The organism is Streptomyces sp. NPDC002265 (assembly GCF_040296125.1).
In the GTDB taxonomy this organism is placed as follows: domain Bacteria; phylum Actinomycetota; class Actinomycetes; order Streptomycetales; family Streptomycetaceae; genus Streptomyces.
The window spans coordinates 15753-35996 of sequence record NZ_JBEOWS010000057.1; the positions used below are offsets into that span (position 1 = coordinate 15753).

The following is a 20244-nucleotide window of genomic DNA, read 5'->3' on the forward strand; positions in this document are numbered from 1 at the left end:
GGGAAGATCATGCCGACTCTGAGCAAGCGACTTCTGTACATCGGGGGAACGGTCTCGGCCGTGACCGCGGTCCTGGCACTCGGAGCCGCACCGGCCTCGGCCGGCGACGGCACGGTGAAGACCAAGAAGACCAGCACGTACGCGCCGGCCGCCGGTTCGATGAACTTCACCGCTTACGGCGACATCTTCGCGGTCTGCGACAACGACTCCGACGCGGCCGGTGTCAGGGGCTACTGGAAGGTCGGCTCCGGTGGCGCCGTGCACTCCTTCTACAACGGCAACGGCCGCGGTAACTGCGTGGAGTCGGACCAGGACGTCTCCGAGACGGCTTACGTCTACATCGACGTCTGCATCCAGGACGACGGGGTCGTGCAGGACAGCACCTGTAGCGGCTGGGAGGAGTTCTACGCGGGCAACGGCTGATCCGTACGCCATGTGACAACAGAAGGGCCCGCCCCCCGGGAGCCAGGGGGCGGGCCCTTCTTTGCCTCGCGGTGGCACCGCCATGCAGCACCACGAGGGGTCTTCCGGGAGCGTCGGCCCCGGCGGATCCGTCAGGTCAGGTCCGGTCCGGCCGTGCCCTGAAGGGGCGCGGGGACCTGCGCGACCAGCCACGACGGACCCGCGGCCGACACTCCACAGGCCGGGACGGCCTAGCCGAAGCGACCCGAGATGTAGTCCTCGGTCGCCTGACGCGACGGGTTGGAGAAGATCCGCTCCGTGTCGTCGATCTCGATGAGCTTGCCGGGCTGGCCGACCGCCGCGAGGTTGAAGAACGCCGTACGGTCGGAGACACGCGCGGCCTGCTGCATGTTGTGCGTCACGATGACGATCGTGAAGCGCTCCTTCAGCTCACCGATCAGGTCCTCGATGGCGAGGGTGGAGATCGGGTCGAGGGCCGAGCAGGGCTCGTCCATGAGCAGGACCTTTGGCTCGACCGCGATCGCGCGGGCGATGCACAGTCGCTGCTGCTGACCACCGGACAGACCGGAGCCGGGCTTGTTCAGGCGGTCCTTGACCTCGTTCCAGAGGTTCGCGCCCTTGAGCGACCGCTCGACGATGTCGTTCAGCTCGCTCTTCTTGTACTTGCCGTTCAGGCGCAGCCCCGCCGCCACGTTGTCGAAGATCGACATCGTGGGGAAGGGGTTCGGGCGCTGGAAGACCATGCCGACCTCGCGGCGCACCGACACCGGGTCGATGGCCGGGCCGTAGAGGTCCTCGTCGTCCAGGAGCACCTTGCCCTCGACGCGGCCACCCGTGGTGACCTCGTGCATACGGTTCAGGGTGCGCAGGAACGTCGACTTGCCGCAGCCCGAGGGACCGATGAAGGCCGTCACCGAGCGGGGCTCGACCGTCATCGAGATGTCTTCGATCGCCTTGTGGGAGCCGTAGTAGGCGGTGAGTCCGCTTACGTCGATTCGCTTGGCCATGACTACTTCACTTCCAGAATCTTCAGTCGCCGAGGGCCCCGCACGGCGGAGCCTTGAGTCGTCGCCTCAGCGACCGGTCTTCGGGGCCTTCCAGCGGGCGATGCCGCGGGCCACCAGGTTCAGGATCATCACGAAGGCGATCAGCGTCAGCGACGCCGCCCAGGCCCTGTCGTACGCCGCCGTCGAACCAGCACTCTGCGAGTACTGCTGGTAGATGTACAGCGGCAGGGAGGCCTGCGCACCCTCGAAGGGGTTGGCGTTGATGAACGGGTTGCCGAACACCAGCAGCAGCACCGGAGCGGTCTCGCCCGCGATACGGGCCACCGACAGCATGATGCCGGTCGTGATGCCGCCGATGGAGGTCGGCAGGACCACCTTCAGGATCGTGCGCCACTTCGGGATGCCGAGCGCCAGGGACGCCTCACGCAGCTCGTTGGGTACGAGCTTGAGCATCTCCTCGGTGGAGCGGACGACCACCGGCATCATCAGGATCGCCAGCGCGAGCGAGCCGGCGAAGCCGAAGGGCTGCATGTCGGACATCAGCATGAGGCTGAGGATGAACAGACCCGCGACGATCGACGGGATACCCGTCATGACGTCCACGAAGAAGGTGACGGCCTTGGCGAGGCTGCCGCGCCCGTACTCGACGAGGTAGATCGCGGTGAGCACACCGATCGGCGCGCCGATGACCGTGGCGAGGGCGACCTGCTCCAGGCTGCCGAGGATGGCGTGGTAGATGCCACCGCCCGGCTCGGAGTCGGCGACCACACCCATGGAGTGGGTCAGGAAGTAGGGGTCGAGGACCTTCACACCGCGCTGCACGGTCACCCAGATCAGGGAGACCAGCGGGATCACGGCGAGCACGAAGGCGACCCAGACCAGCGAGGTCGCGATGCGGTCCTTGGCCTGTCGGCGTCCCTCGACGCGCGCGGCGATGACGTAGGTGCCGACGAGGAACAGAAGGGTTGCGATCAGGCCCCACTGGATGTGGCTGTCGAGGCCGGCGGCGAGGCCGATCCCGGCCGCGACGACGAGGGAACCACCGGCGATGGCCCACGGCGACCAGTTCGGGAGCGTGGCTCCGCGAAGAGTGCTGGGCCGCTTGGCGGCGACGGCTGCGTGGCTCATGCGTTGGCCCCCGAGTACTCCTTGCGGCGGGCGATGATCATGCGGGCCGCGCCGTTGACCAGCAGGGTGATGACGAACAGGACCAGACCGGAGGCGATGAGCGCGTCACGGCCGAACTCCGTCGCCTCGTTGAACTTGCTGGCGATGTTCTGGGCGAACGTTCCGCCGCCCGGGTTGAGCAGGCTGGCCTGGATGTCGAAGCTCGGGGAGAGCACCGTGGCGACGGCCATCGTCTCGCCGAGCGCGCGGCCGAGGCCGAGCATCGAGGCGGAGATGACGCCGGAACGGCCGAACGGCAGCACGGACATGCGGATGACCTCCCAGCGCGTGGCGCCGAGAGCAAGGGCCGCTTCCTCGTGCATCTGCGGAACCTGGCGGAAGACCTCGCGGCTCACGTTGGTGATGATCGGAAGGATCATGATCGCGAGCAGGACGCCGACGGTGAGCATCGCGCGGGGCGCGCCCTCGTCCCAGGAGAAGATCCCGGTCCAGCCGAAGTAGTCGTTGAGCCAGCCGTACAGGCCGTTCATGTGCGGCACGAGGATCAGGGCGCCCCACAGGCCGTACACGATGGACGGCACGGCGGCGAGCAGGTCGATCACGTACGCGATGGTGCCGCCGATCCTGCGCGGCGCGTAGTGCGTGATGAACAGCGCGATGGCGACGGCGATCGGGACCGCGATGGCCATGGCGATGACCGAGGAGACGACGGTGCCGAAGGCCAGCACCGCGACACCGAAGACCGGCGGCTGAAGGCCGGTGTTCCACTCGAAGGTGGTGAGGAAGTTGCCCTGGTCCTTGCTGATCGCGAGAGAGGCGCGGTAGGTGAGGAAGACCGCGATCGCGGCCATGATCACCAGCAGCAGGATGCCCGACCCGCGGGAAAGACCGAGGAAGACCTGGTCACCGCGGCGGGTGGCGCCGGCGCGCTTGCGAGTGCCCCCGGAGCGCTGAGGCGTCGGGGGTGGGACATGAGTGTTCTGTGTTGATATATCCATCTGGTTCTCCGGTCTGCGGAGCCGCTCGGATGGGAGCGGCTCGGCGGAGCCGACCTTGCGGTACGGCTCATGGCGGCGGTGCACCGGACGGTGTGGTCCGGTCCCGGATCGGTTACCGGGACCGGACCACACCTTGGGACTAGCTCAGGCTCGCGACGGTGGTGCGAACCTTGGCGATGATGTCGGCCGGGATGGGCGCGTAGTCGATGCCGGACAGGATGCCCTGGCCGTCTTCGCTGGAGATGTAGGTGAGGAACGCCTTCGTGGCGGCCAGCGTGTCGGCCTTGTTGCCCTTGTCGCAGGCGATCTCGTAGGTGACCAGGGTCAGCGGGTAGGCACCCTCGGCCTTGGTCAGGTAGTTCATCTTGAGCGCCAGGTCGCTGCCGGTGCCGACGACCTTCGCGTCGGCGATGGCCTTGGTGGCACCGTCGGAGGAGGCCTTGACCGGGGCGGAGGCACCCGTGTCGACGGCGACCGTGGACAGACCGTCCTTGGCGTACGACAGCTCCATGTAGCCGATGGCGCCGTTGGTCTGCTTGACGCCCGCGGCGACACCGGAGGAGCCGGACGCCGACTGGCCGCCCTTGGCCTGCCAGGCCTTACCGCCGGAGTACTTCCAGTTGTCCGGCGTGGTGGCGATCAGGTACTTGGTGAAGTTGTCCGTGGTGCCGGACTCGTCCGAGCGGTGGAACGCCTGGATCTTGAGGTCGGGCAGCTTCGCGGAGGGGTTCAGCTTCTTGATCGCGGCGTCGTTCCACTTGGCGATCTTGCCGTCGAAGATCTTCGCGATGGTCGGGGCGTCCAGGACCAGGTCGTCCACACCGTCGAGCTTGTACGCGATGGCGATCGGGCCGCCGACCATCGGGAGGTCGATGCCCTGGCCGCCGGTGCAGACCGACTTGGAGGCGGTGACCTCTTCGGGCTTCAGCGCGGAGTCGGAACCGGCGAAGGCGACCTGACCCTGGGTGAACGCGGTGACACCGGCGCCGGAGCCGGAGCCCTTGTAGTTGATCTGCACCGTCTTGCAGGCGGCGGTGAACTGCTTGACCCAGGCGTCGATCGCGTTCTTCTGCGCGGACGAGCCGTCCGCCAGCAGCTGCCCCTTGGCATCGTCACACTTGACGCTGCTGGTGTTCGCGCTGGCCGACGAGGTGTCGCTGGCGTTGGTGCCCGTGTCGTCGGAGCCGCACGCCGTGAGGGCCAGGGCGCCGGAGACGGCGAGAGCGCCGAGAGCGAGGACTCGCCGGTTCTTGCGCTGAAGCTTCACTGAGGAAATTCCTTCCAGGAGCCGCCGTCCTGTTCGGCGGCGTGCGGAGACTGACTCGAAACGGACGCATATTCGTGTGCGCTCCGCATCGGGTAAGCCCGAAATTAGGCAGAACAGGTGACGCGACCTGAGGTCCGAGGTGAACGGAAGGTGAACCCCTGAGGGCGGTGCGGTTAGGTCACGGAAGGCTCACGGGGAGGGCACGTGAAGGTCCCGACGCACTACCCACCCAGCAAACCACCTGGAGGCGCAGATCACCTTTCGGACACCCCCGTCGATCACCCCCGCCGACGTACTCTCGGCTGCCCCGGGAACCCTCCGGCCGCAAGGCTCGTCTGGTTCCAAAGGAACGGGCAGGAGGCCACATGGAACGGCGTGCGTTCATCGGAGGCGGCGCGGCCGCGATAGCGGCGGTCGCGACGGCCGGGTGCAGAAGCGGGGGAAGCGGGGCGGCGCGCAGTGCCGGCCCTTCGGCCACGACGGACACCTCCGTCGCCGCCACCCCCTCACTGATCACCGCAGCGGGCTCGGCCCCCGCGAACTGGACCGCGCTCGGCCGTGATCTGGACGGCCCCCTGGTCCGCCCGGGTGACGCCGGCTGGCAGACGGCCCACCAGCTCTACAACACCCGCTTCGACGGCCTGAAGCCCGCCGCGGTCGCCTATGTCGCGCACGCGGACGACATCCGTACGACCCTCGCGTACGCCCGCGCCCACCACATCCAGGTGTCGATCCGCAACGGCGGCCACTCCTACGCGGGCTGGTCCTCGGGCAACGCCCGTCTGATCCTCGACGTCTCCAAGCTGAACCGGGTCCGCAGCAGCGGCGACTCCGCGGTCGTCGGCGCCGGGGCCAAGCTGATCGACGTCTACCGCGGGCTGGCGGCGAAGGGCGTGACGATCCCCGCGGGCTCCTGCCCGACCGTGGGCGTCTCCGGTCTGGTGCTGGGCGGCGGCCACGGGGTGGCCTCCCGCGCGTACGGCCTGACCTGCGACAGCCTCACCCAGGCGACCCTGATCACGGCGGACGGCAAGGAGGTGACCGCCAACGCCACCGAGAACAAGGAGCTCTTCTGGGCCCTGCGCGGCGCGGGCAACGGCAACTTCGGTGTCGTCACCGAACTGCGCTTCCGCACCCATGCCGCCCCGCAGGCCGTCACCGCGTACCTGACCTGGCCGTGGACGAAGGCGGCCGCGGTGGTGAAGGCCTGGCAGGAGTGGGGTCCGTCCCAGCCGGACGAGATCTGGTCCTCGCTGCACCTGGAGAGCTCCGGCGGTACGCCCACGGTCTCCGTGGCGGCCTTCTCCGTCGGCACGTACGGCGAGCTCCAGAACGCCGTCGACCGCCTCGCCGACCGGGTCGGCGCCCCGGCCCGCAGCGTGACGCTGCGCCGCCGCGGTTACGAGGAGGCGATGGAGATCTACGCCGGCTGCTCCTCCTTCTCCACCGACGCCCAGTGCCATCTGCCGGGCTCGACCCCGGGACGCTCCGCGCAGGGCGCGCTGGGCCGGGAGACGTACGCGGCGCGCTCGGACTTCTTCGACCGCTCCCTGTCCTCGGCCGGCGTCCAGACCCTGCTCGACCGGATCGCCGCGACGCGCGGCGGCGCGGGCAGCATCGCCCTGACGGCCCTCGGCGGCGCGGTCAACCGGGTCTCCCCCACGGCGACGGCTTTCGTGCACCGCCGCTCCCGCATGCTGGCGCAGTACATAGCGTCCTGGCGGGCCGGCACGTCGGGCACCACGGCCCAGTCCTGGCTGACCCAGGCCCACGACGCGATGAAGCCGTACGCCTCGGGCGCCGCCTACCAGAACTACACGGACCCGACCCTGACGAACTGGCGGCAGGCGTACTACGGCGCCGCGGCGTCGCGGCTGGCCCAGGTGAAGAAGACCTACGACCCGAACCGCTTCTTCAGCTACCCGCAGGCCCTGTAGCCCTGTAACCGGTCCCGGGCGCTCGGGCGTCCGGGACCTCGAGCGCGCGCAGGCGCTCGGAGGCTCGGCTCAGGCACGCGGTTCAGGCCGCGAGGTCGCGCTCCGCGTCCGACGAGGACGCGCTGCGCGCCTCCGGGACCACCGCGTCCGGACCGTCCCCGGCCGGCCGGCGCCGGATCAGCCGTCCGGCCCTGGGCGACTGCTCCACGGCCTTCATCAGCGGTGTGAGCATCAGCATGGCCGGCGGCGACAGCAGCAGGGCCACGGCCGTGCCGAGCGCGAACCCGCCGACGACGTCGGTCGGGTAGTGCACGCCCATGTAGACGCGGCAGAAGCCTTCCAGCATCGCCAGCGCGATCCCCAGGAGACCGAACCTGCGGTTCGTGACGAACAGGCCGACGCCGATCGCCATGGTGATGGTGGCGTGGTCGCTCACGAACGAGTAGTCGTTCTTGCCGGAGACGAGGACGTCGAGTCCCTGGTGGTCGAGGAAGGGCCGGGGCCGCTGCACGAACCCGCGGATCGGCACGTTCACCAGGACCGCGATGCCGGCCGCCAGCGGCGCCCACACCAGTCCCGCGACGGAGGAGGCGGCTTCGTCCCCGCCGCGCCGCCGCACGCTGGACCAGCACCAGAGCACCACCAACACCATGGCGAGCAGCAGTCCGTACTCGCCGACGAACGCGACACCGCGGTCGAACCAGTGCGGCGTGCTCCCGGCCAGGCCGTTGATGTCGTAGAGCAGGTCGACGTCAGGGTTCGACCCGGATTCAGCGAGTCCAGCCATGGCGCTGCGGCCCCTTCGTCGTTGCCCCGGACGCACCGCTCGTGCGCCCGTTCCTGCCCACCCCCGTGGCCCGTAGATCCGCTTCCGATCGCCGTGCGCCCATCCGCGCATCCGGCCTGTGCCGTCCACCGCCCACCGGACTACGTCAACAGGAACGCACGGCCCTGGTGAATACGTTCCACACTCCACCGAATGATCACGCAGACGTTATCGAAGAGAGATACGTCATCGCAGCTCAGGGGGTGGGTTCACACTCGGTTCACACCCTGGTGGGCAACGCTTTCGCGCCATCTTCGGTGACCCGGGTGGCCCCGAAATACTCGGAGTTGTCGATCGGGTCGAACCGGATCACGGCGCCCGTCCGGGGCGCGTCGATCATGTACCCGCCGCCCACGTAGATGCCCACGTGATGGATGGCCCGCGAGTCGCCGAGGTCGTGGGAGAAGAACACCAGGTCCCCGGGCAGCAGTTCGGACCGCTTGGGGTGCGGCCCGGCGTTGTACTGGTCGTTGGCGACCCGCGGCAGCGTGATCCCGACACTGGCGTACGAAGCCTTCGTCAGCCCCGAGCAGTCGAAGCGGCCGCCCTGGTCGGCGGTGCCGTTGCCGCCCCACAGATAGGGCGTGCCGAGCTTCTTCTGCGCGTAGTAGATCGCCCCGGCGGCCTGCCTCGACGGATCGACCCGGGTGACGGGCGCGGCGAAGGACTCCTCCAGCGTCGTGATCGTCTTCACGTAGTTGCGGGTCTCCGCGTACGGCGGCACGCCCCGGTACCTGATGACCGCGTAGGCCCCCGCGTTGTAGGCGGCGAGCATGTTGTCCGTGACGTTGCCCGGCACGTTCTTCACATAGGCGGCGAGCTGGCAGTCGTACGAGGCGGCCGACGGGATCGCGTCGTTCGGGTCCCAGACGTCACGGTCCCCGTCCCCGTCCCCGTCGATGCCGTGCGTGGCCCAGGTCCCCGGGATGAACTGCGCTATCCCCTGCGCGGCCGCCTGGCTCCTGGCGTTCGGGTTGAACCCGCTCTCCTGGTACAACTGGGCGGCCAGCAGGGCCGGGTTGAGGGCGGGGCAGAGATTGCCCCATTTCTGAACCAGTGTCTGATACGCCACGGGTACGGCCCCCTTGGCCAGCGCCCGGGTCCCGCCGCCCACCTGGTTGGCGATGTTCCCGGCGACGACGTACACCCCGACAACGAGCAGCATCACGAAGGCGAGCCCGGCACCGGCGACAGCGGTCACCACGACCCACGTCCTACGCACCGTCAACCGCCCCTCGCCGACCGGGAGTCCGCCGCGGTCAGTCTAGGGGCGGCCCCCGCGGTGCGGGGTGATCATGAGGAAGGTCGACGCGTATGTGCGCGTCGATGGCCGTTTGCCACCGTCCGGACATCCGGGACGGGCCCTGCCGGGACGGGCCCTGCCGGAACGGGTAAGGCCGGAAATGGTGCCGGGACGGATGCCGGGGTCGATGCCGGGATGGATCAGGTCGGTGTCAGGAGGTGCCGGCCGCGTCCCGGTAGAGCTCCGCGGCCTTGTCGGCGAACACCACGCTGTAGGAGATGTCGTCGGTGTCCCCGCCCTGCTCGTGCCCGCCGAGCACACCGACGATCCGCCCGTCTCCGCTCACCCAGGGGCTGCCGCTGGTGCCGCCGCTGAAGGCGGGGCAGACGATGCGCTGCTGGGTGGGGCTGTGCGCGATGGGCCTGTTGGTGCAGCTGACCGGCACCTCTCGGGAGTCGGGATAGCCGGTGACGGTCACCGCGGTCGCCCCGGTCGCCAGGCCGGCGGCGAACCGGTTCGCGCCGACCACGTCCTCGACGGCCTTGCCGCCCTGCGGCTCGACGACGGCGAAGGCGAGGTCGCTGTCCTCGTCCTTGCCCGCGGCCCAGCCGTCGGGCAGGAAGCGCCGGCGGACCGTCCACACCCCGTACGCGGCCGTGCCGTCCCGGTACCCCGGTACGAAGAGGAACGTGTCGCCCCGGCCGTCGAGGCAGTGCGCCGCGGTGGCGATGAGGTCGTGGTGCGGGCTGTGCACGACGGAGGCGGTGCAGAAGTGGCTGCCTGCGAGACGGGAGCCGCGGTCGGCGGGGAACAGCGCACCCACCCGGTCGGCGGACGCCGTCTGCGTGGCCACGGCGGTCATCCCGAGCGGCCCGACGCCGTCGCCCGCGGTGGAGGCCGAGGCCGAGGCGGACGCGGCGGCCAGCAGCACCAGCGCCCCGAAAAGGGCGCGCTTGCGGGGGTGCGCCGCGCGCGGCGTGCGACGAGTGCGTGGCGTGCGCTTCATCGGGGCCCACCTTGTCCCATGCAGACGAGGGGAAACGTCTCCGTTCTTCCGGCTCCGGCTCGGCATCCCGTCCACCGTACTGGGTGCACTCCCGAACCGCCTCCGCTCCCGACACCACTCGGCCCCCAGCCGCCTCCGCCGCCCGCACCCCTCAGCCCCCAGCCACCCCCTCCCCGGGGCGCGGGCAGCTGCCCCAGGGCCCCTCGGAACCCGAGCCGGCCGGCTGCCCCAGACCGGTGACCGGTCGGCCCGCCCCACTCGGCACCGACCACCGGTACACGTACGAGAACGCGTACGACGCCCCGCGCGCCCGACCTCGCGCGTGCGGGCCCGCCCCCGCGCGAGCCCGCACGCGCGGGGTCGCGAGACACGCCAAGCCGAAGCACGCCGCGCCGAACACGCCACGCCGGACCGTCGCACCCTCACCGGCGAACATCCCAACTCCCCTCCCTACAGAGCCCGTTGTTCCAGCTCCGACCAGCCGCGGGACCGTGTGCACACCCTGTGCACAAGGTCAAGACCCAGCCATCGCCCGTCCATTCGCCCGCCATCGAGCGGTAAGCCCCACCCCTCGTTCGTAAGGCGGAAGTCAGGATTCCAAGAGCCGCCTTGTTGTCGCGTACTCAACAAGTCAGAGTCGTCGGCGGGCCGCCGCCCGCTGCCGGGGACCACGCACCGGTGGCATCACGACCACCCGCACCGCCCCTGTCAACCACTCTCAGGAGGCAGTCCGTTGCGTACGTCACTCCCCAGCACGCCGGCCCCGCGCGGCAGATGGCGCCGCATCGGCTCCGCAGCCCTCGGCACCGCGGCGCTCGTGCTCGCCGGACTCGGCACCGCGGCCCACGCCGGCGCCACCCCCATGGCCACCGCGAAAGTCACCTCGTCCCAGGCGACTTGGACCGCGACCCCCTGCGCCACGCCCCGCAAGACGGGCGAACTGGCCTGCGACTCCTTCCGTGTCACCGGCGGCCTCACCGCCTTCCAGAAGCACCAGGCCCAGATCACCGGCGTCACCCCGAAGTCCGCGGACGCCTCCACCCCCTCCGGCTACGGCCCGAGCAACCTCCAGTCCGCCTACGGACTGACCTCCGCCGCCGGCTCGAACGGCTCCGGCGAGACCATCGCGATCGTCGACGCCTACGACGACCCGAACGCCGCGGCCGACCTCGCGACCTACCGCTCGTACTACGGCCTGTCCGCCTGCACGGTCGCCAACGGCTGCTTCAAGAAGGTGAGCCAGACCGGCTCCACGACCTCGCTGCCCTCCGCCGACAGCGGCTGGGCCGAGGAGATCTCCCTGGACCTCGACATGACCAGCGCGATCTGCCCGAAGTGCAACATCCTGCTGGTCGAGGCCAAGTCCGCCACCATGGCCAACCTCGGCACCGCGGTGAACGAGGCGGTCGCCCTGGGCGCGAAGTACGTCTCCAACAGCTACGGCGGCTCGGAGTCCTCCTCCGACACCACCTACGACTCCTCGTACTTCAACCACACCGGCGTCGCCATCACCGTCTCCGCGGGCGACTCCGGCTACGGCGCCGAGTACCCGGCGGCCTCCAAGTACGTCACCGCGGTCGGCGGCACCGCCCTGTCCACCTCCTCCACCACTCGCGGCTGGACCGAGACGGTCTGGAAGACCAGCAGCACCGAAGGCACCGGCTCCGGCTGCTCCGCCTACGACGCCAAGCCGACCTGGCAGACCGACACCGGCTGCACCAAGCGCACCATCGCCGACGTCTCCGCCGTGGCCGACCCGGCGACCGGCGTCTCCGTCTACGACTCCTACGGCATCACCGCCGGCTGGTACACCTTCGGCGGGACCAGCGCATCGGCCCCGATCATCGCGGGCGTCTACGCCCTCGGCGGCACCCCGTCCAGCGGCTCGTACCCGGCGAAGTTCCCGTACAACGCGGCCGGTACCTCCGCCCTGAACGACGTCACCAGCGGCAGCAACGGCAGCTGCTCCTCCAGCTACCTGTGCACCGCCAAGTCCGGCTACGACGGCCCCACCGGCTGGGGCACTCCGGAAGGCGTGGCGGCCTTCACCGGCTGACCAACGGTCGGCACAGCGTGCCGCCTTGGGCCGTGGGGGCCGGGCGGCAAGGGGCGAACGGGCCGTGGCACCCAGCCACGGCCCGTTCGCCGTTGCCGATAACCTTCACCCCGGGAACATCGACGCGAAAAAGGGTCAACGACGGAACCACACCACAGGTTCCGGTCTGACTTCATTGCCCGGCGTGACCTGCCGTGATACACAGAGTCACCAGACGACCCCAAGCCAGGCGTTCGTAAGAAACCCGCCAAGCAATGACGCCAAGTCGACATACGACGGCGCCGTTGTCAGCGACAATGAGGGCTGACCTCTGCACACCGCAGAGGCTGCGGAACTACCCACCAGGGGCGGTGACTTACATGCTCTTTGCGGCCGACAAGGGAGACATCAACACCATCATCGGCGGGATCGCTCCGGACTGGGGCCCCTTCGGCAGCCTGGGCAACGAGGCCAAGGTGATGATCGAGGTGGTGATGGCGGTCGCCATCCTGCTCTGCCTCGGCATCGCGGTCTGGGGTGCCGCCAAGCAGCGTATCGGCGCGACCGCGCTGCGTGACACGTTCAGCGCGGAACAGGGCAAGGGCCTCATCATCGCGGGCCTCACCGGCGTCTTCATCATCGGCTCGCTCGGCACCCTGTTCACCATCGTGTACGGCATGGCCGTCTAGCCCCGGCCCGCCCGGGCGCGCCCGGCTCCACCCCTCTCCCCACCCGCCCGTCGTGCCCACCGGCTGAGGTTGCGTTTCCCTGATGTCGAGTCACCACACCGCGCCCGCGCGGGAACCAGCACGGCTACCGTCGTACTTCTACGCTTTTCGGTACGAGGTCGAGGGGGCGTACGCGGCATGAGCCTCGGGGACGATCAGAGCTACGGCGACACCGCACGCGGCGGTACCGACGACGGCTACGGCGGGACCGGCCAGACCCGCACCCGCCTGCCCGACGGCGACCCCTACGGGGGCGCCCGACGCGGCGGCCGCTCGTCCACGCGGAGCCTGGTCACGGTGGTCGGCGTGGTCGTCCTGCTCATCGCGGCGATCGCCTTCGCCAACCGCGGGGGAGACGATTCCGCATCCGCCGACGGCACCGGCTCCCCGGGCGCGGGCGGCAACAAGCCGAAGACTTCGACCACCGCGGCCAGCGGGACGAAGCCGGTCGAGACGAAGGCGAACGGGATCCCGAGCGGATTCAAGCACGATGCGCAGGGAGCACAGAGCGCTGCGGCGAACTACTCGGTCGCCCTCGGCTCGACCGACATGTTCGTCACGGCCAGACGGCACGACATCGTCAACACCGTCTACGCCCCCGCCGTCGCCGCCGCACGTCAGACGGACCTGGATAACGCGTACTCGAGCGAGAGCTTCCTGACGAACATCGGGCTCGGCAAGGACGGCACCGCGCCGAGCGGTCAGACCTTCGTCTCCCGGATCATCCCGGTGGGCACCAAAGTAACGGCGTCCGCCCCGGACAGCGCCACCGTCGAGGTCTGGTACACGTCCCTGTTCGGACTCTCCGGCGACGGCTCGACCAACCCTGTATCCGAGAGCTGGTACACCACCACGTACGAACTGAAGTGGGTCGACGCAGACTGGAAGATCACGGACTTTCAGCAGAAGGACGGGCCCGTCCCGGTCGGACGCGACCAGAAGGCCTCCACCGCTGACGACATGACGAAGGCCGTCGAGGAGTACGGAGGGTTCACCTATGCGCGCTAACCACCGCTTCCTCAAGGTCACCACAGCTGTCGCCGCCGTGCAGGCGACCGCAGTGCTGCTGGCCACCCGCGCCTTCGCCGCGCCGTCACCCAGCGCCTCGCCCAGTCCGTCGTCGTCACCGTCGACCAGCAGCCAGTGCGACCTCATCCGAGGCCCCGCGAAGGAATACTGCGAACGCGGCAACGCCCCCTCCGGCACCACCACCCCCAGCACCACCGACACCCTCGACCCCCTCTCCTCCCTCGCCAAGGGCTGCGCCGACGCCGCTTCCTGGACCATCGACAAGCTCAGCGAGGCCGTGCAGGACACCGCGAACGTCGACTTCACCAACGCCAAGTTCCTCCAGCAGTACGCGGTCGTCTTCGCCGCCTCGACCGTGCTGACGCTGCTGCTGTGGCTGCTGGCCGTCGCCAAGCGGGCGGTGCGCGGGGTCCCGCTGACCACCGCCATCGGAGAGGCCGTCGGCTTCCTCTGGCTCACCGTGCTGGCCTCCGCCTTCACCCCGCTGATCCTCTACACGGTCGTCTCCGCGACCGACGGCATCACCGAGGTCCTGGCGAAGACCACCGGGAACCAGACCGACACGTTCTTCGGCAACTTCTCCGGCGCCCTCGCCAAGGGCGACAACATCGGCGGCGGCCCGATCATGCTGATCGTGGTGTCGCTGGTCTCCATCCTCGCCGCCGGCGTCCTGTGGCTGGAGCTGGTGATCCGGGCCGCGCTCCTCTACGTCGGCGCCCTGCTCGGCACCGTCGTCTACGCCGGCATGGTCGACAAGAACCTGTGGGGCCATGTGCGCCGCTGGGCCGGAATCATGATCGCCGTGATCCTGGTCAAACCGGTCATCGTCATCGTGCTCGGTCTGGCCGGAGCCCTGTCCACCGAGGACGGCCCGGGCGCGTTCTCCGCCGTGGTCTCCGGACTCGCGATCATCCTGCTCGCCATCTTCGCCAGCGCGATGATCTACCGCTTCGTCCCCGGCTTCGGCGACGAGATCGCCAACTCCCGCAACAACCGGATCATGCAGGGCGCCGAGGGCAAGGCCGCCGCGGTCATCAGCTCCCCGGCGACCCTGGTCGCCCAGGGCATCAAGACGCACAGCACCCGCGCCGACAACAACGGCGGCGGCCAGTCCGGTTCCACCGGCGCCCGCCCGGCCAACCCCGCCTCGGGCGGAGTGGCAGCGCACGGCTCCCGCACCCCGAGCGCAGGCGGCGGATCCGCCACCGCACCCGCGCCCCGCGCACCCAGCGCGGTCAACACCCCGCACGCCGGCAACGCACGCAACAACCGCACGGGAGGTGAAGGGCGTTGACGACCGAGACCCACCTGTCCCATCCGGTCACGCCCCGCCGTTCATATCTGATCGGCCGCGCCCGGCCGAACGCGATCGTCGGCCGCAACCGCGAGTCCGGCGAGATCGCGCTCATCGTCGTCGGCGCGTTCCTCGGCATGATGTGCGGGCTCCTCGTCCCCCTGCTGGCCCTGCGCATCGTGCTGCTGTCCGGCTTCCCCGTGCTCGCGCTGGCCGCGGTCTACGTGCCGTACAAGCAGCGCACGTTCTACAAGTGGTTCGAGGTGAACCGCAGTTACAAGCGGACCCTGCGCCGGGGCACCGCCTACCGCTCCGCCGTCATGGAGGCGGGCACCCGGGCCGACGGCCGGGAGATCGAGGTCGGCCCGCCGCCCGGCATCGGCCGCATCAGCTGGCTGGCCGCCCCCTTCGGCCCCGACGAGATCGCCGTACTGCTGCACGCCGACCGCCGTACGGTCACCGCGGCGATCGAGATCGAGGGCCCCGGCGTCGGCCTGCGCGACAGCGAGGACCAGGAGGCCCTCGTCGACCGCTTCGGCACCCTCCTGAAGCACGTGGCCAACGGCGACGGCTTCGTCACCCGCCTCCAGATGCTCGCCCGCACCCTCCCCGCCGACCCCGACGCCCACGCCAAGGACGTGTCCGTACGCGGCGACGAGAAGGCACCGGGATGGCTGGCCCAGTCGTACGACCAGCTCCAGTCGATGGTCTCCACCAGCAGCGAGCAGCACCGCGCCTACCTCGTCGCCTGCATGCACTACAACCGTGAACTGGCCGCCGAGGCACAGGCCATGGCGCGCGCCGCCCGCCCCACGGCCGGCCGCAAGCTGGACCGCGACGCCGGACTCGCCGTCGTCATGGCCCGCGAGCTCACCGACATCTGCTCCCGCCTCCAGGAAGCGGACATCCGGGTCCGCCAGCCGCTGGGCCAGGGCCGCCTCGCGTCCCTGATCCACTCCATGTACGACCCGGACCACCCGATCGACCACATCCAGGCGATGACCAAGCGCAACGCCTGGCCGGCCGAACTGGACGCCATGGAGCCCCAGTACCTCCAGGCGAAGACCCGCGAGTCCTCCACCCGCGCCCCCTGGTGCCACGCCACCGCCTGGGTCAAGGAGTGGCCGATGACCCCGGTCGGCGTGAACTTCCTGGCCCCGCTCCTGGTCCACACCCCGGACGTCATCCGCACGGTCGCCGTCACCATGGACCTCGAACCCACCGAGGTCGCCATCGAGCGCATGCTGACGGAGAAGACGAACGACGAGGCGGAGGCCTCCCGCGCCGCGAAGATGAACCGCACCGTCGACCCGCGTGACGTGGCCGCCCACGGCCGCCTCGACCAGCGCGGAGAGGACCTCGCCAGCGGCGCGGCCGGCGTCAACCTGGTCGGCTACATCACCGTCTCCTCCCGCAATCCCGAAGCGCTGGCCCGCGACAAGCGGACCATAAGGGCCTCGGCCGGAAAGTCGTATCTGAAACTGGAGTGGTGCGACCGCGAGCACCACCGCGCCTTCGTGAACACACTTCCCTTCGCCACCGGCATTCGGAGGTAGGACCTGATGCGGGATCCGCTGTCCGTCCTCACCGACGCCTTCACCTCCTTCCTCTTCGGGAAGGTGGAGACGACCCGGCTCCCGGTGCGCACCTCGACGGGCCAGGCCCAGGCGGTCTACCTGCCCACCGCCGCCCCCGGCCTCGGTGACTCCGGCGTCATCATCGGCCGCGAGGTCTACTCCGGGAAGGGCTACATCTACGACCCCTTCCAGCTCTACGGCCAGCAGCTGCCGGCCCCGCACTGGCTCGTCCTCGGCGAGTCCGGCAACGGCAAGTCGGCCCTGGAGAAGACGTACGTCCTACGGCAACTGCGCTTCCGCGACCGGCAGGTCGTCGTCCTGGACGCCCAGGGCGAGGACGGCGTCGGCGAATGGAACCTCATCGCCCAGCAGCTGGGAATAACCCCCATCCGCCTGGACCCGATGGCCGCCCTGGACCACGGCATCCGCCTCAACCCGCTCGACCCCTCGATCACCACCACGGGCCAGCTGGCACTGCTGCGCACCATCATCGAGGTCGCCATGGGCCACGGCCTGGACGAACGCTCCGGCTTCGCCCTCAAGGTCGCCCACGCCTACGTCAACGAGACGATCCTCGACCGCCAGCCGGTCCTGACCGACATCGTGGAACAACTGCGCCACCCCGAACCGGAGTCGGCCGAGGCGATGAACGTCGCCACGGACGACGTACGGGCCTGGGGCCTGGACGTCGCCCTGGTCCTGGACCGCCTGGTCGACGGTGACCTGCGCGGCATGTTCGACGGCCCGACCACCGTGGGCATCGACCTGGACGCCCCACTGATCGTCTTCGACCTCTCCCACATCGACCGCAACTCCATCGCGATGCCGATCCTGATGGCCATCGTCGGCGTCTGGCTGGAACACACCTGGATCCGCCCCGACCGCAAGAAGCGCATCTTCCTGGTCGAGGAAGCCTGGCACATCATCAACAGCCCCTTCGTGGCCCAGCTGTTCCAGCGGCTGCTGAAGTTCGGGCGCCGGCTCGGCCTGTCCTTCGTCGCGGTCGTCCACCATCTCTCCGACGTGGTGGACGGAGCGGCCGCCAAGGAAGCGGCGGCCATCCTCAAGATGGCCTCGACCAGGACGATCTACGCACAGAAGGCCGACGAGGCACGGGCCACCGGCCGGGTTCTCGGCCTGCCGCGCTGGGCCGTCGAGATCATCCCCACCCTCACCCCCGGCATCGCCGTCTGGGACGTCAACGGCAATGTCCAGGTGGTCAAACACCTGGTCACCGAGACGGAACGCCCGCTGGTCTTCACCGACCGCGCGATGACCGAGTCGTCCAGCGACCTGGCCCCGGACGACGAGGTACTGCGCGCCGCCGAACTGGAGGCGGAGGAAAGGGCGGCGGCCTTCATGGAACAGCATCTGAGCGATCTGGACGGCTCGTCCGAGTCGACGGTGGCATAGAAGGGGTGTCCCTGGCATGAGACCGGACGAACGCCGGCCCGGCGCGGGCGGCATCCCCGACGGCCTGCTGGTAGGCATACTCGCTTTCCTGCTCGGCATGACCCTGCTGGTGTGGACGGCCACAGGTCTCGCCGGACTGTTCGCACACGGCTCCTGGCCGTCCGGCGTCACCTTCACCCGCACCCCCCTGGCCATGCGCAGGCTGATCGCCCAGCCGCACGACATGCCCGGCGCATGGCCGGACGCCGTACCGGACGAGCTCTCCGGCTACGGCCTGTTCTGGGGCCTGTTCATCGGCCAGCTGATGGTCCTGTTCGTCCTGACCGTGTTCGTGATGGGCACCCTGGCCCGCTGGAGAGCGGGCCGGGCCAGAAGACGCGCGGCGGCCGCGGACACCCCGGACCACCACGAGGTGCCGGTACCGAGAAGCCCGTCACCGACACCCGCGCGTACGAGTGAGCCGGTAGCCGCACCGGCGGGCGAACCCGCACCGGCGAACGGCCCATGGCAGACCGCGCCCACACCCTCGCCCACGCTGTCGGCCGGGCCCTCGTCGCCCGCACCGTCCGCAGGGCCCGTGCCCACACCGTCGGCAGGGCCCGCGCCCGAACCCGCCGCGCAGCACCAGGAGCCGGCCACCGCGCTCTTCCCCGTGGAACGCACCACCGGGTGGGAACCGTCCCGCCCGGAGGGCATGGTCGTCTACGCCGCTCCCGAAGCCCGTCTGGTCACCGCGGCCCAGGCCGTGCGCGACGCGGAGGGCGCGGCCCTCGTCGTCACCTCGGATCCCGCCCTCTGGCACGACACCAAGGACGCCCGCGCCAAACTGGGCCCCGTCCACCTCTACGACCCCACGCATCTGTGCGACACCCCGGCGCGCCTGCACTGGTCGCCGACCACCGGCTGCGAGGACAAACAGACCGCGGTGCACAGAGCCGCGGCCCTGCTCGCCCCCGTCCGCCCCAGCGCCAAGATCGACCAGGCCGTCGGCGACACCGCTGAAACGCTCCTGCGCAGCTATCTGCACGCCGCCGCCATCGACGGCCGCACCGTCCGCCATGTCCACCGCTGGTCCCAGGGCACCCAGGTCCAGGACGCCGTACGCATCCTGCGCACGAACCCCAAGGCCGCCCCCGGTGCCGCCGGCGAGCTGGAGGGCGCCCTCACCTCGCATCCCGAACGCCGTGACATCGCACAGGAACTGACGAGCCGTGCGCTCTCCGCGCTGTCCACGGTCAACATCCGTGAGGCCTGCGCCCCGAACCGAAGCGATGCGCTCGCCCTGGATTCCTTCGTCGACGAAGGGGGCACGCTTTATGTGGTCGGTGAATCCATCGAGGACCCCAGGACGCATCCCGGTGCGATGCCCCTCCTGACGGCCCTCGTCTCCAGCGTGGTCGAGCGTGGCCGGCGCATGGCCGAACGGTCATCCTCCGGTCGCCTCGACCCACCACTGACGCTCGTCCTGGACGACGTCGCCGCCGTGGCTCCGCTTCCCCAGCTGCCGGAGCTGCTGGCCACCGGAGCGGACCGGGGCCTGCCCGCCCTGGCCCTGCTCCGGTCCCGGGAGCAGGCCCGCGCCCGCTGGCCGCACCAGGAACTCCCGGCGTAGACCTCAGTCGCGTTCGAGGACGAACTCAAGCTCGGAATTCTCGAACTCCTCGGACGCCGGCTCCAACGGCACGACGATCCCGCTCGGCACGAACCCGATCTTTCGGTAGAACCGCTGCGCCCGCTCGTTGTCCGGGTGCACGAGCAGCCGTATCCGCTCGACCCCGGTGCCCCACGCCCACTCCAGTCCGGCATCGAAGAGCACCTCGGTGAGCCCGATCCCACGGAAGTCGTCCCGTACGAACACGGCGACCAGGTGCGCCTGCTTCCGCTCCACCGGAAAGCCCGCCCAGTCCTTCGAGCCCGCCTCCTCGATCAGCACGGTCAGGGTGCCGACCCACTCGCCGTCCGGCCCTTCGGCGATGATCTGCTGAGCTTGGCTCGCGCCCTCCGCAGCTCCCTCGGTCCGCTGCTGCCAGAAGGAATCCGGCTCCTGGACGGCATCCTCGTAGGTCTGGAGGAAGGCGAGGTGCGCGATCGGGTCCTGGAGCGCGAGCAGTCGCAACGCCTTGGCGGCCGGCCATTCATCGGCGCGTATGGATCGGATGACGTAGTTCATACGCCACACCGTATCCGGAACGCAGAAAAGGCCCCCACCGATTTAACGGTGGAGGCCTTCTCCAAAATTTGTTCGGCGGCGTCCTACTCTCCCACAGGGTCCCCCCTGCAGTACCATCGGCGCTGTGAGGCTTAGCTTCCGGGTTCGGAATGTAACCGGGCGT

At 69.8% G+C, this 20244-nt stretch carries 17 protein-coding genes and 1 rRNA gene; 9 read left to right on the forward strand and 9 right to left on the reverse strand.

Features of this window, described 5'->3' with window-relative positions:
* Positions 1–9: 9 nt before the first annotated feature.
* Entirely contained in the window at positions 10–423 is a 414-nt protein-coding gene (locus ABT085_RS13380; protein WP_351605744.1) for a hypothetical protein, read from the forward strand.
* 230 nt (positions 424–653) lie between these two features.
* On the opposite strand, the gene pstB is transcribed toward ABT085_RS13380, so the two are convergent.
* The 4 genes from pstB to pstS form a co-directional block, all read right to left on the reverse strand.
* A complete protein-coding gene (gene pstB, locus ABT085_RS13385; protein WP_152894423.1) occupies positions 654–1430 on the reverse strand; it encodes a phosphate ABC transporter ATP-binding protein PstB in 777 nt (258 codons plus the stop codon).
* A 66-nt stretch (positions 1431–1496) separates the two neighbouring features.
* Complete coding sequence (gene pstA / locus ABT085_RS13390; RefSeq protein WP_351605747.1) at positions 1497–2558, reverse strand: phosphate ABC transporter permease PstA; 1062 nt, start codon at positions 2556–2558, stop codon at positions 1497–1499.
* The gene (gene pstC / locus ABT085_RS13395; RefSeq protein WP_351605760.1) at positions 2555–3556 is read right to left on the reverse strand and encodes a phosphate ABC transporter permease subunit PstC; all 1002 of its coding nucleotides are present in this window, start codon (positions 3554–3556) and stop codon (positions 2555–2557) included. The genes pstA and pstC overlap by 4 nt, the downstream gene beginning before the upstream one ends.
* Before the next feature lie 139 nt (positions 3557–3695).
* On the reverse strand, positions 3696–4823 hold the full coding sequence (gene pstS / locus ABT085_RS13400; protein ID WP_351605763.1) for a phosphate ABC transporter substrate-binding protein PstS: 1128 nt from the start codon (positions 4821–4823) through the stop codon (positions 3696–3698).
* 365 nt (positions 4824–5188) lie between these two features.
* Between pstS and ABT085_RS13405 the strand changes: the two genes are divergently transcribed.
* Positions 5189–6760: an FAD-binding oxidoreductase gene (locus ABT085_RS13405; protein ID WP_351605765.1), complete on the forward strand. Its 1572-nt coding sequence runs from the start codon at positions 5189–5191 to the stop codon at positions 6758–6760.
* Positions 6761–6842: 82 nt separating this feature from the next.
* On the opposite strand, the gene ABT085_RS13410 is transcribed toward ABT085_RS13405, so the two are convergent.
* The 3 genes from ABT085_RS13410 to ABT085_RS13420 form a co-directional block, all read right to left on the reverse strand.
* The gene (locus ABT085_RS13410; protein ID WP_351605768.1) at positions 6843–7547 is read right to left on the reverse strand and encodes a phosphatase PAP2 family protein; all 705 of its coding nucleotides are present in this window, start codon (positions 7545–7547) and stop codon (positions 6843–6845) included.
* A 259-nt stretch (positions 7548–7806) separates the two neighbouring features.
* Positions 7807–8814: a C40 family peptidase gene (locus ABT085_RS13415; RefSeq protein ID WP_351605771.1), complete on the reverse strand. Its 1008-nt coding sequence runs from the start codon at positions 8812–8814 to the stop codon at positions 7807–7809.
* Positions 8815–9040: 226 nt separating this feature from the next.
* Positions 9041–9835 carry a trypsin-like serine peptidase gene (locus tag ABT085_RS13420; protein WP_351605773.1) on the reverse strand — a complete coding sequence of 265 codons (795 nt, stop codon included), beginning with the start codon at positions 9833–9835 and terminating at the stop codon, positions 9041–9043.
* A 733-nt stretch (positions 9836–10568) separates the two neighbouring features.
* Between ABT085_RS13420 and ABT085_RS13425 the strand changes: the two genes are divergently transcribed.
* The 7 genes from ABT085_RS13425 to ABT085_RS13455 all read left to right on the forward strand — a co-directional run bounded on the left by ABT085_RS13425 (position 10569) and on the right by ABT085_RS13455 (position 19523).
* On the forward strand, positions 10569–11891 hold the full coding sequence (locus ABT085_RS13425) for a S53 family peptidase (protein WP_351605776.1): 1323 nt from the start codon (positions 10569–10571) through the stop codon (positions 11889–11891).
* 359 nt (positions 11892–12250) lie between these two features.
* Positions 12251–12559: a DUF8827 family protein gene (locus tag ABT085_RS13430; protein WP_014673544.1), complete on the forward strand. Its 309-nt coding sequence runs from the start codon at positions 12251–12253 to the stop codon at positions 12557–12559.
* A gap of 177 nt (positions 12560–12736) precedes the next feature.
* Positions 12737–13606, forward strand: coding sequence for a hypothetical protein (locus tag ABT085_RS13435; protein WP_351605779.1), 870 nt, complete (start codon positions 12737–12739; stop codon positions 13604–13606).
* A complete protein-coding gene (locus tag ABT085_RS13440) occupies positions 13596–14921 on the forward strand; it encodes a hypothetical protein (protein ID WP_351605782.1) in 1326 nt (441 codons plus the stop codon). The genes ABT085_RS13435 and ABT085_RS13440 overlap by 11 nt, the downstream gene beginning before the upstream one ends.
* Entirely contained in the window at positions 14918–16477 is a 1560-nt protein-coding gene (locus tag ABT085_RS13445; protein ID WP_351605785.1) for an SCO6880 family protein, read from the forward strand. Before ABT085_RS13440 ends, ABT085_RS13445 begins: the two co-directional genes overlap by 4 nt.
* Positions 16478–16483: 6 nt before the next feature.
* Positions 16484–17911 (forward strand): ATP-binding protein, encoded by a 1428-nt coding sequence (locus ABT085_RS13450; protein WP_351605788.1) that lies wholly within the window; start codon positions 16484–16486, stop codon positions 17909–17911.
* A 16-nt stretch (positions 17912–17927) separates the two neighbouring features.
* Complete coding sequence (locus tag ABT085_RS13455; RefSeq protein WP_351605791.1) at positions 17928–19523, forward strand: type IV secretory system conjugative DNA transfer family protein; 1596 nt, start codon at positions 17928–17930, stop codon at positions 19521–19523.
* Between the two features lie 3 nt (positions 19524–19526).
* Here ABT085_RS13455 and ABT085_RS13460 read toward each other — a convergent pair whose 3' ends face one another.
* Both ABT085_RS13460 and rrf read right to left on the reverse strand, forming a co-directional pair.
* A complete protein-coding gene (locus tag ABT085_RS13460) occupies positions 19527–20081 on the reverse strand; it encodes a GNAT family N-acetyltransferase (RefSeq protein WP_351605794.1) in 555 nt (184 codons plus the stop codon).
* Positions 20082–20151: 70 nt separating this feature from the next.
* Positions 20152–20244: ribosomal RNA gene (gene rrf / locus ABT085_RS13465) — 5S ribosomal RNA — on the reverse strand; the annotation flags it as partial.

Excerpts from the sequence above, each read along its gene's own strand:
- ABT085_RS13440 (WP_351605782.1), top strand. The coding sequence starts at position 13,596 with ATGCGCGCTAACCACCGCTTCCTCAAGGTCACCACAGCTGTCGCCGCC.
- ABT085_RS13380 (WP_351605744.1), top strand. The coding sequence starts at position 10 with ATGCCGACTCTGAGCAAGCGACTTCTGTACATCGGGGGAACGGTCTCG.
- pstA (WP_351605747.1), bottom strand. The coding sequence starts at position 2,558 with ATGAGCCACGCAGCCGTCGCCGCCAAGCGGCCCAGCACTCTTCGCGGA.
- ABT085_RS13450 (WP_351605788.1), top strand. The coding sequence starts at position 16,484 with ATGCGGGATCCGCTGTCCGTCCTCACCGACGCCTTCACCTCCTTCCTC.
- ABT085_RS13410 (WP_351605768.1), bottom strand. The coding sequence starts at position 7,547 with ATGGCTGGACTCGCTGAATCCGGGTCGAACCCTGACGTCGACCTGCTC.
- ABT085_RS13405 (WP_351605765.1), top strand. The coding sequence starts at position 5,189 with ATGGAACGGCGTGCGTTCATCGGAGGCGGCGCGGCCGCGATAGCGGCG.
- ABT085_RS13455 (WP_351605791.1), top strand. The coding sequence starts at position 17,928 with ATGAGACCGGACGAACGCCGGCCCGGCGCGGGCGGCATCCCCGACGGC.
- ABT085_RS13460 (WP_351605794.1), bottom strand. The coding sequence starts at position 20,081 with ATGAACTACGTCATCCGATCCATACGCGCCGATGAATGGCCGGCCGCC.
- pstB (WP_152894423.1), bottom strand. The coding sequence starts at position 1,430 with ATGGCCAAGCGAATCGACGTAAGCGGACTCACCGCCTACTACGGCTCC.
- ABT085_RS13420 (WP_351605773.1), bottom strand. The coding sequence starts at position 9,835 with ATGAAGCGCACGCCACGCACTCGTCGCACGCCGCGCGCGGCGCACCCC.
- ABT085_RS13435 (WP_351605779.1), top strand. The coding sequence starts at position 12,737 with ATGAGCCTCGGGGACGATCAGAGCTACGGCGACACCGCACGCGGCGGT.
- pstC (WP_351605760.1), bottom strand. The coding sequence starts at position 3,556 with ATGGATATATCAACACAGAACACTCATGTCCCACCCCCGACGCCTCAG.
- ABT085_RS13430 (WP_014673544.1), top strand. The coding sequence starts at position 12,251 with ATGCTCTTTGCGGCCGACAAGGGAGACATCAACACCATCATCGGCGGG.